The 11,357-nt window shown below is 36.5% G+C and carries 9 protein-coding genes; 7 read left to right on the top strand and 2 right to left on the bottom strand.

Going from position 1 to position 11,357, the window contains the following annotated elements:
• Window positions 1-135 carry a small acid-soluble spore protein P gene (locus BAZO_RS06335; RefSeq protein ID WP_003330517.1) on the bottom strand — a complete coding sequence of 45 codons (135 nt, stop codon included), beginning with the start codon at window positions 133-135 and terminating at the stop codon, window positions 1-3.
• Between the two features lie 117 nt (window positions 136-252).
• Between BAZO_RS06335 and BAZO_RS06340 the strand changes: the two genes are divergently transcribed.
• Window positions 253-513 carry a hypothetical protein gene (locus BAZO_RS06340; protein ID WP_003330518.1) on the top strand — a complete coding sequence of 87 codons (261 nt, stop codon included), beginning with the start codon at window positions 253-255 and terminating at the stop codon, window positions 511-513.
• 39 nt (window positions 514-552) lie between these two features.
• Here the strand turns inward: BAZO_RS06340 and sspO are convergent, their stop codons facing one another.
• Window positions 553-702: a small acid-soluble spore protein O gene (gene sspO, locus BAZO_RS06345; RefSeq protein ID WP_003330519.1), complete on the bottom strand. Its 150-nt coding sequence runs from the start codon at window positions 700-702 to the stop codon at window positions 553-555.
• 212 nt (window positions 703-914) lie between these two features.
• On the opposite strand from sspO, the gene acnA reads away from it, so the two are divergent.
• From acnA to BAZO_RS06375, 6 genes are all read left to right on the top strand, one after another.
• Window positions 915-3,620, top strand: coding sequence for an aconitate hydratase AcnA (acnA, locus tag BAZO_RS06350; protein ID WP_003330521.1), 2,706 nt, complete (start codon window positions 915-917; stop codon window positions 3,618-3,620).
• 106 nt (window positions 3,621-3,726) lie between these two features.
• Entirely contained in the window at window positions 3,727-4,752 is a 1,026-nt protein-coding gene (locus BAZO_RS06355; protein ID WP_003330522.1) for a redoxin domain-containing protein, read from the top strand.
• A gap of 259 nt (window positions 4,753-5,011) precedes the next feature.
• Window positions 5,012-5,224 (top strand): hypothetical protein, encoded by a 213-nt coding sequence (locus BAZO_RS06360; RefSeq protein ID WP_003330523.1) that lies wholly within the window; start codon window positions 5,012-5,014, stop codon window positions 5,222-5,224.
• Between the two features lie 230 nt (window positions 5,225-5,454).
• Entirely contained in the window at window positions 5,455-7,068 is a 1,614-nt protein-coding gene (locus tag BAZO_RS06365) for a class I adenylate-forming enzyme family protein (RefSeq protein WP_003330524.1), read from the top strand.
• Window positions 7,069-7,142: 74 nt separating this feature from the next.
• Window positions 7,143-9,350, top strand: coding sequence for a helix-turn-helix domain-containing protein (locus BAZO_RS06370; RefSeq protein ID WP_003330525.1), 2,208 nt, complete (start codon window positions 7,143-7,145; stop codon window positions 9,348-9,350).
• Between the two features lie 142 nt (window positions 9,351-9,492).
• Window positions 9,493-11,058 carry a class I adenylate-forming enzyme family protein gene (locus tag BAZO_RS06375; RefSeq protein ID WP_003330526.1) on the top strand — a complete coding sequence of 522 codons (1,566 nt, stop codon included), beginning with the start codon at window positions 9,493-9,495 and terminating at the stop codon, window positions 11,056-11,058.
• The last annotated feature ends 299 nt before the right edge of the window (window positions 11,059-11,357 follow it).

The raw sequence follows: 11,357 nt of genomic DNA on the forward strand, positions 1-11,357 counted from the left end.
TTACATATCATGACTTTGATTGTTCTTTTGTCGTGTATGGTTATGATTTTTAACCTTTTTCGAACCGCTTAATGCTTGAGGTTGATTTGTTGGCTCTTGTTGGTTCTTTGGTTGATTAGTACGTCCAGATCCCATGGTACTCCCTCCTTTAAATTTAGGATGGATTGCCTTACATGGATTTATTCAGTATAAAATTCATTCTTTTGTCCACAATATAGCTATGCTATATAACATAAGGAGTTGGATTTTATAATGCCATACAATAAGAACAAACAACAAGCATTCCAGGCAGCCCAGCAAGGTGTTGACCATGCCGTTGATATCTATAAAGATCTAGTGCGAAATGATCCGGATTACGGGCACCACTTGAAAGATCTTAAAAATGAAGTGAATGAAGCGTTCGAGCAAATACAAAATGCTTTAGAAGTGGCTTCAGAAAGCCAATTAGATCAACTTCAAAAATTTCAAAGTGACCTCCAATCCATCGTTAGCAATGTCGATTTTGGAGAGTAAATAAAAACCGCTGGGAAGCGGTTTTTACTGTTCTATTGCCTATTGATTTTTCTTACGTTTCTTGTTGTGCTGCTTTTGTGTCTCTGTCAGAGGTTCATTAGATAATTCCTCATTAAAACCCGCACCTGTTCCTTGAGCTTTGGCCGCGTTCATTCCTGGGATCACATGATTTGCTTTTCTTTTTGGCATTTTACTCACCTCCACTAGTAGGTTTTGAAAAAATATCATAAATATACAAAATTTTATCATTATGTAAACTTATGTCGCCAAGAATCGAATCGGTATTTACTTATGCGAAAAATTCTATTAAAATGATAGAGTAATGAGATGGGAGTCATATTGTCGTCTTTTTTTTGACAATTACGACAATATGCAAAACTTTACAGGGGGGTACATAATAAATGGCAAACAATGATGTGTTTAAAGCACGGAAAACGTTTGAAGCAAATGGCAAAACGTACAACTATTACGATCTAAGCGCGCTTGAAGGCGTAGCAAATATTGCGAAATTGCCATACTCAATCAAAGTATTACTTGAATCTGTTCTTCGTCAAGTTGACGGACGTGTCATCACTAAAGAGCATGTTGAAAACCTTGCAAAATGGGGCACAAGTGAATTACAAGATATCGATGTTCCATTCAAGCCAGCTCGTGTAATTTTACAAGACTTCACAGGTGTCCCTGCAGTTGTTGACTTAGCTTCTCTAAGAAAGGCAATGGCAGATATGGGTGGGGACCCCGCGAAAATTAATCCTGAAATTCCAGTTGATCTAGTTATCGACCACTCAGTACAGGTTGATAAAGCTGGTACAGCTGATTCATTAGCATTCAATATGGAGCTAGAATTTGAGCGTAACGCTGAGCGTTATCAGTTCTTAAACTGGGCTACAAAAGCATTTGATAACTATCGTGCAGTTCCACCTGCAACAGGTATCGTTCACCAAGTAAACCTTGAATACCTTGCAAGTGTTGTTATGACAAAAGATGAAAACGGCGAAACAGTAGCATTCCCTGATACATTAGTAGGTACTGACTCACATACTACAATGATCAACGGTATCGGTGTTCTTGGATGGGGTGTTGGTGGTATTGAAGCTGAAGCAGGAATGCTTGGACAACCTTCATACATGACAGTTCCGGAAGTTATTGGTGTTAAATTAGTTGGTTCACTTCCAAGTGGAACAACAGCTACTGATATTGCATTAAAAGTAACTCAAGTACTACGTGAGAAAAAGGTAGTAGGTAAGTTTGTTGAGTACTTCGGTCCTGGTCTTGCAGAAATGCCGCTAGCTGACCGTGCGACAATTTCAAATATGGCTCCAGAATATGGTGCAACATGTGGATTCTTCCCAGTTGATAAAGAAGCACTTAACTACTTACGTTTAACTGGTCGCTCTGAAGAGCAAATCAACCTTGTTGAAGCATATTGCCGTGCAAATGGTTTATTCTATGTTGCTGGTGAATCAGAAGACCCAGTTTACACTGATGTAGTTGAAATCAATCTTTCTGAAATTGAACCAAATCTTTCTGGTCCTAAGCGTCCACAAGACTTAATTCCACTTACAAAAATGCAAGAGCAGTTCAAAAAAGCTGTTGTTGCACCACAAGGAACACAGGGTCTTGGCTTAACAGAAGAAGAGTTCAACAAAGAAGTAACTGTAAAGCTTGCTGACGGTACAGAAACTACTATGAAAACAGGTGCAATTGCCATCGCTGCAATTACAAGCTGTACAAATACATCAAACCCATACGTACTAGTTGCTGCTGGTTTAGTTGCGAAAAAAGCAGTTGAAAAAGGATTAACAGTACCTGATTATGTTAAAACTTCTTTAGCTCCAGGATCTAAGGTTGTAACAGGATACTTGCAAAATTCTGGACTTTTACCATACCTAGAGCAACTTGGCTATAATATTGTTGGTTATGGCTGTACAACATGTATCGGTAACTCTGGTCCATTAGCACCAGAAATCGAAAAGGCTATTGCTGATAATGACCTTACTGTAACTGCTGTACTTTCAGGTAACCGTAACTTTGAAGGCCGTATCCATCCACTAGTAAAAGCTAACTACTTAGCATCACCACCATTGGTAGTTGCTTACTCACTAGCAGGTACAGTTGATGTTGACCTTCGCAACGATTCTCTTGGAAAAGACAAAGATGGTAATGATGTGAAGTTTGCTGATATTTGGCCATCTTATGATGAAATCCAAGCAGTAGTTGAGAAAACAGTTACTCCTGAATTATTCCGTGCAGAGTATGCTGAAGTATTTAAGAGCAATTCACGCTGGAATGAAATTGAATCTCCAGAGGATGCTTTATACGATTGGGATGAGGAGTCTACTTACATCCAAAATCCTCCATTCTTTGAAGGATTAACAAAAGAATTACGTGAAATCAAGACATTAGATGGTTTGCGTGTAGTTGGTAAATTTGGAGACAGTGTTACAACTGACCATATCTCACCAGCTGGTTCAATCGCGAAAGATGCTCCTGCAGGTAAATACCTACAAGAGAAGGGTGTTAGCCCACGTGACTTCAACTCATACGGTTCTCGTCGTGGTAACGACCGAGTTATGACAAGAGGTACATTTGCAAATATCCGTATCCGCAACCAAGTTGCACCAGGTACTGAAGGCGGTTGGACTACTTATTGGCCAACAGGCGAAGTTATGTCTATTTATGATGCAGCTATGAAGTACAAGGAAGATGGAACAGGATTAGTAATCCTTGCTGGCAAGGATTATGGTATGGGTTCTTCTCGTGACTGGGCAGCAAAAGGTACATTCCTTCTTGGAATTAAAGCTGTAATTGCTGAGAGCTATGAGCGTATCCACCGTTCAAACCTTGTATATATGGGCGTTCTTCCTCTTCAATTTAAAGATGGAGAAAGTTCCGAAACACTTGGTTTAACTGGAAAAGAAACGATTGAAGTTCAACTTGATGAAAACATCAAACCACGTGACTTCGTAAAAGTAACCGCTACTAAAGAAGATGGTTCTAAAGTAGAATTCGAAGCACTTGCTCGTTTCGACTCTGAAGTTGAAATCGACTACTACCGTCACGGCGGTATCTTACAAATGGTTTTACGTGAAAAGTTAGCTCAATAATAATAGCGTAAGCTTGATAAGAGGGTGCAGTATTGCAAATTGGCAATACTGCACTTTTTTGGTATAATTCATACTGGATGGGGTATTTATAAAAAGGAGTGAGGACTTGTTAAACGATGCCATCAAACTTGGACCATTTTTAATCAAATACTACTATTTGTTTATATTTATTTCTGGATGTCTAGCTTATATTATGATGAGGTATCGTTTACGATTGAACCTCCCTTTGCGTGATGTAGTTTTAAACCTGATCACGAATGGTGTAATAATTTGGATTTTTGTATGGAAATTTAGTTATATCATATTTAACAGCTCAAAATCTATTTCCAACCCGCAAACGATTTTATTTTTTACAGGCGGCAAAAGTGGCGCCGTGTTAGCAACCATTATTACTGTCATTTATTTGTTCGTTAAACTTTGGAAAAATAGTAGTAACAAGAAAACCGTATTAGATGTTATAATTGTTGGTAGTTTTAGTTTTTTCATCAGTTTTTATATGATCTTGCTATTATTTGGACATGACGGTCACTTGTCATTAATTAAGCTATTGGTTTTAGGTACATTATTTTTATTATATTTATATAAGGATATCAAGCAGCAGGAAAGGAAGGAAACAATGAAGAAGGTCATTGCACTAATTGTTTTTATTGGATTAATCGGCTATACTGTCTATACAACTGCATTTACAGAGAAAACTGCGGTAGTAGGACTTGAAAAAGGCAATCTTGCCCCAGACTTTGAATTAGTTACATTAGATGGGAACAAGGTCAAACTTTCAGATTATCGTGGTAAAAAAGTATTGTTAAATTTCTGGGCTTCCTGGTGTGGTCCGTGCCGTGCAGAAATGCCAGATATGGAGGAGCTTCATAAAGAAGGTCGGGAGGATTTCGTAATTTTGGCAGTAAATGCAACCCAAACTGAAAAAAGTAAAGAAAGTCCTGCCGAATTTATAAAGGAACTCGGTTTAACTTTTCCAGTCGTTTTAGATGAAAAAGGCGATGTGAGTAAAATATATCAAGTTATTGCCTTGCCAACAAGTTATTTTATTGACAGTGAAGGGAAAATCAACGAAAAATACACGGGAACATTAAGTTATGAGCAAATGATCAATGGGGTTTCTAAATTGGATTAAATGGATTAAGATTAAGATTAAGCTCACATAATGTGGGCTTTCTTTGGACAAGTTATGTGAATTTATTCACAAAATAGCCATAGACAAAATTTAAAAATGATGTATAATGAGGATAGCGCTTACAAAAGTCATTGCTAATGAATACGATAATATGTGAAAAAATGTACAAGAGAGTCAAGCACCGAAGCTAAGCAACAGTTCTTTTTTATAATATTGAATTGTGAATAGTTTCACAAAAATAGGAAAGGAGGAAAAGTCCGTGAAGAAATATGTATTTTTATTTATAGATCCAAAGGAACCTCAAGCAGATTGTTTATGTGAGCAAAAGGTAGAAGCTGTTGGAATGTATGATGCTTTTACTAAAGTCCAAAAAATTGCGAATGATTATGTCAAAGATACTCACAGTCCATTAAAAATTGAGTTGAAGGAAGTTCAATACTTTGATGAAGTACAATATGTAGATGCTTTGTAGTTGAGGAGGAACCCCTATTAGCAGAACTAAATACACCAATAATCATTGAACAAGCCGCTTTTTGAAGATTCATTCAGAAAGTGGTTTGTTTTTTTATCCGTTATTTTGTAGAAATAATAAACAATATTATCCTACATTTTACGTATAATTTATCAAATTTTATAAGTTTATAATAAGGATGATTACATAAAGTCTTTGAAACTTAAAACAAAGGATGAGGAGTGGGGAGAATGAAAGATAATGGTGTTGACATGATTAAAGGAGCAAGAGCAGCTTTTATGAAATCACAATCTAATTTATCAGTTAATCAACTATTAAATGCCGCTGCATCCTCCCATCCAGATAAAGAAGTTATCGTTGATGGAAAAGTGAGAATGACATATAAAGAGTTGGAGAAAGAAGCGAATCTTTTAGCTTCCGGATTATCAATGCTTGGTATTGGAGAAGGTGATCGCGTTGCTGCAGGGTTGCCAAATTGGTACGAAATAGTTGTTATTTATTTTGCGTTGGCTAAAATCGGTGCTATTCTTGTACCTTTTAACTATCGTTTAAGAATGGCGGAAGCAGAATATATCCTTCGAAATTCTGGTGCAAAAGCATTATTTCTTCCAGAGGAATTTGATCGTTTAAACCAGTATGAACAATTTATAAATATAAAAAATCATTTGAGCTCTTTGGAATATCTCCTTTCCGTTCGTTTTGAAAAAGAAAATACGATTAGTTATCAAAAGTTGCTTGAAATGGGGATGCAAGAAGAAATAGATGAAATAGAGATTGATAGTGATAACGACATTTATACGATTCTTTACACATCAGGAACAACTGGAAAGCCAAAAGGAGCCATGCTCACACATAAAAACATCGTTCAAACTGCCGTGGTTACAGCCGATTGGATGCAGTGCTCGAGCGAGGATGTTTTTTTAATGTCCATGCCTTTATATCATGTGATGGGCATCAACTTTTTGTTCCGAGTAATTGTTTCGAACGCTTCCTTAATTTTAATGGATAAATATAAACCTGAACGCGCATTATCACTAATAGAAACAGAAAAAGTGACCGTACACCCGGGGGTTCCAACCATGTTTATCTTAGAGCTAAATCATCCAATGTTTTCATCGTTCGATCTATCATCACTTAGAACAGGAGAAATAGGTGGCTCATCCTGTCCAATTGAAATCGTTCATCGAATTAGGACTGAGATGAATTGTAATATTTTAGTAGGGTATGGCTTGACCGAAACGTCTCCGACTTTGACACTTACTGATTTTGAAGACGATGATACAATTCGGTCGGAAACGGTTGGCAAGCCGCTGCCAGGAGTAGAAATTAAAATCGTCGATGATTTTGGGAATGAAATAGGAAAAGACAAAGTTGGCGAATTAGTTTGTCGTAGTTTTGGAGTGATGAAAGGGTATTATGCTATGCATGAAAAAACAAGAGAAGCTATTGATGGAGACGGTTGGTTTTATACAGGTGACCTAGCTATTATTGATGAAGAAGGGTATATCCGCATCATTGGTAGAAAACAAGAAGTAATTAAAAAAGCTGGTTTTAAAATATATCCACAAGAAATTGAGGAAATTTTCCTCACTCATCCCAATGTTGCCGAAGCAGCTATGATCGGGATGCCGGATTCAGAAGTTGGTGAAATATCTTATGCCTGTCTCCGGCTACGACGGGGCTCAAAAAATTCCGAGGAAGAATTAAAAGATTTTATTAAAAATAAATTGGCAGATTATAAGGTGCCAGACAAGATTATTTTTATGGAGCACTTTCCAAGGACAGCCACAGGGAAAATAAGAAAAATAGATTTGCAATGTCAAATTAAAAGTGTAATACTTTAAATAATTATAAAATTCAGAATCTTGGTGCGCTCACTTGTCGAACTAAGATTCTTTTATAGGGAGAGGGTTCCCGCATGCAAATGGACAAGCGTGAAAAGTTAATGAAAAAGGTCGAAAACCATTTAAGAATGACCGCTCGAAAACTAGTAAAGTTTGATACCGAAGGGGAAACGCTGCAATATTTAATTGATTCATTCCGCTCTGAATTTCAGTGTGATTTTGTAGGCATTATTATGAAAGAGGAAGACTTGCTTGTCTCTAAAGCTAACAGTGGTGATTCGGTTCTTTTTATCAAGTCTTTACCATTAAATGTAGGTGATTGTTCCAGCAATCTTTTATACACTCCGTTAACCTTCGATGATATGGTTATGGAAAATGATCAATGTGCTTTAATTGAACTGCTAAAAAAAGAAGAAATGAATACATGGTTTACAGTTCCATTAATAGATGAAGGAGCCAGCTTTGGCTTTTGTATTATCGGGTTTAAAAATAATATCCGCTTAATAAAAGAAATGGATTCCATGTTTATTGAGTTCGGCAAAGATGTGGCCACGGCGATAAGATTAGCGAGTAAAAAGGAATCTGAAAAACGGAAAATTCTCGATGTTGAGTGGATTAGCCGAAACCTTTCTCTTAATTCATCACTTGAAAAGGTAGTAGAAAAGGTGGTCGATCGGGCTGGAAAAGGGACGAGTTCAAAGTTTGCCTGTATTTATTTATATAATGAGCATGATAATAGCTTTAATTATCAGCCACCCTCCTATGGAGAAATGAATGTAACCGAAAAAATTAATATCAATAATTACGTTCTAAATGACTACTTTCCGTACATAGAAAAAGTTGGGGGACCGGAGTTAACCGTTCCGTTGGTTGTTGATTTAAAAACGATTGGTGTTCTACATGTTGGGCAAAAAGGCAAAGGAAAATTTTCCGAAGAGGATTTGGAGCTTCTTGAACTGCTTGCAAGCCATGTAGCTTCCATGCTCGAAAATGCCAAGCTTTATAATGATGAAAAAAATCACAAAATTAGATTACATTCTTTACTAGAATACCAGCAAAAGCTAGTCTTGGAAACTGTCAAACCGAATAGCTTTGATGGAATAACAAAGATTGTCAGTCATTATTTTAGTAAAAACGTGATCTTATTTGATCGCTTTATTAGACCGATTTCCTACCATTTACAAGGGTCAAAAATGGACGACCTCTCATATCTATTTGAAAAGGCAACCGTTGAAATCGTTGGCACCAGTAGGGGTGGTGGTTGGCTTCAGTTAGAAAATAATGAGAAATCGGAAATTATCGTTTGGCCGATCAATGATGGTATTGATTTATTAGGATATTTAGCGATTGAAAAAGACAAAGATGGTATTGATGAATTTGATCAAATCGGCATCGACCTTGTGTTAAATATCTACTCTTCTCAATTTGTAAAGCAAAAACTAATATTAGATGCGAAAGAGCAGGTAAAGGATAGTTTTATCAATAAAATTTTAGTTAAGAGCATTAAAGAGCCTGATAGCATAATCCAATACGCTAATTTGTTTAATTGGAATTTATTTGATCATCACCGTGTTGCAGTTTTATCATTAGTGCTTGAAAAAGATGAGGCAACTGACGAAAATATTCTTGAAAAAGAAGCTCGAAAATCAATCCTTTGGGAACGATTGAAAAAGCGAATTACGATACACGACAATGATATCCAGGTAGCGAATAAGAAGGATGAATATATTCTTATTGTTCCGATAGCAAAAGAAATGAACAAGCCTAAAGTGTTTTGGTCAAGTTTTTATGAAAGAGTAAAAAAATGGGCGAAGGAAGATCATATTCATAATCATGTTTTTATGGGGATAGGTGGAATAACAAAAGGGCTTGAGGATTATTATAGCAGCTACCAACAGGCACTGCAGACTTTAAACGTTGTAAACAATAGATTTAGAGATACCTGTTTTGCCTTGTTTGATGAATTAGGTGGATATGCTTTATTACATGGATTGAAAAATTCTTCTGTTACAAATCTGTTTACAAGTAAATATATTGATCCACTACTTAAATATTCAAAAGAAAAAAATGCCGATTTATTTCATACTTTAAGGGTATTTTTAAATAATCACGGCAATCTTTCCAAGACATCAAACGATCTATTCATCCATAGAAGTTCGTTGCTTTACCGAATCGAAAGAATTGAAAGTCTATTAGAAATTGATCTAAATGATCCAGACCATCGTTTTAATATTATGCTTGCGTATCGATTATATGATTTATTCTATAGTGCCGAATCGTAAAAATATAGGAAACATCTAAGGTAAATTTCCTATACCTTGTACGTGTTTTAACAGAGGATAATATTTTATAATTAATTTACAGAATATTATAAATTTGGGACGGAGTTCCCGACCCTCTGTCCCAAAAAGGAGGAACGATAAAATGAATTATCAGCTCTCGGTACCTCAGGTGTTAGAACAGGCTTATCTTCAAAGTCCTGAAAAAGAAGTTATCTTTGATGGATATAAACGTGTTACCTATGAAGAATTATATCAAAGTGTGCAATTAATGGCGTCGGCTTTAGCTTCAAAAGGCATCCAAAAAGGAGACAGGGTTCTGGTCTGTCTCCCAAACTGGCATGAGTTTGTTACGATATATTTTGGTTTGGCCCAAATCGGTGCAATTCTCGTCCCATGTAATACAAGATATATGAAAGAGGAGCTGCAGTTCATCCTTGAAAATTCAGGAGCTAAAGCTATTTTTCTAGCCGAAGAGTACGGGCATTTTGAATTCTTGAAGCCAATCTTAAATAAAGACGGTAATTTCCAACATATTTTTACTGTACGTTTTAAAGATCCCGAATGTACTTCATACGAAGAGTTATTGGAATTAGGTAAAAAGTCAGAACCCCCACAAGTTGAAATTGACTCCATTGAAGATGTTTTTTCCATTTTATATACATCAGGAACAACTGGTCATCCCAAAGGAGCGATGCTAACACATAAAAATTTTGTTCATACAGCCACTGTTTCAGCAGAATGTATGAATTGTACAAGTAATGATGTTTTCTTAATCGCCGTTCCAGTTTTCCACTGCTTCGGTATGATCCCCGGAATCCTTACTGCGATTGTGGTAGGTGGGAAGATGGTCTTCATGGAAGAATTTAAAGCGGAAAAGGCATTAACGTTAATAGAACAAGAGAAAATCTCTGTCCATCATGGTGTCCCAACGATGTTTATTTTAGAACTAAACCATCCATCCTTTAAGCAATTTGACTTATCTTCTTTACGTACTGGCATCATTGCCGCTGCTCCTTGTCCGGAAGAAATTGTTCGTAAAATTAGAACCATTATGGGATGCGATATTGTTGTCTCTTACGGGATGACAGAGTCCTCGACAACCCTTACAATTACAGGATTTGAAGATGATGATTTTCTACGCTCCGAAACGGTTGGAAAAGCAGCACCTGGTGCAGAAGTGAAAATTGTTGATAATAACCGCGTAGAACTGTCACCTGGTGTAGTAGGTGAAATTGCTGCTAAATCATTTGGGATCATGAAAGGCTATTTTAATAGTCCTGAAAAAACGGCTGAAGCCTTAGACCAAGATGGCTGGTATTATACAGGTGATCTAGGAACATTAGACGAAAATGGTTATCTTCGCATTATTGGTCGGAAAAAAGAAATGATTATCCGAGGTGGGTTTAATATTTATCCACGTGAGATTGAAGAAATCTTGTACAAACATGAAAGCGTTTTAGAAGTGGCGATCGTAGGCCTGCCAGATACAGTATTAGGTGAAATTACCTGTGCTGCTATTCGCCTAAAGCCAGGCAAAACTGAGGATCAATACTCAATGAAGACTTATCTTAAAGATAAAGTAGCTGATTTTAAAATACCAGATCACTTTATTTTTGTTGAAAAACTACCGGTAACAGCCAGTGGGAAAATTAAGAAAATAGCATTAGAACAAGAGTTAAAAGAAACACTTAAACCATTACTTCGTTAAATCCTTTACTATAACTTTTCCGTTAAGGGAGAGAAAAAGCCAAATGGCATATTAATTTGCACGTATTTTGGGATAGCAAATAAGCTATCCTTTATCCATTGGAAATTGGTTCCACAAGAATTATGATATAACTCATAGTAAGAACGAATATTCGCTAGTATTAAAACAAGCGTTAATTGTTGTCTTATGACACAATAGGAGGCTAATGCATATTAGATTCCCACTAAAATTTCTAGGATTGGAAAAATGTGAAATCATAGAGGGGGGTAATTCCCGGAGTCTAAGGAATATCGGGAAAA

This window comes from Schinkia azotoformans LMG 9581 (assembly GCF_000307855.1).
In the GTDB taxonomy this organism is placed as follows: domain Bacteria; phylum Bacillota; class Bacilli; order Bacillales; family Bacillaceae_J; genus Schinkia; species Schinkia azotoformans.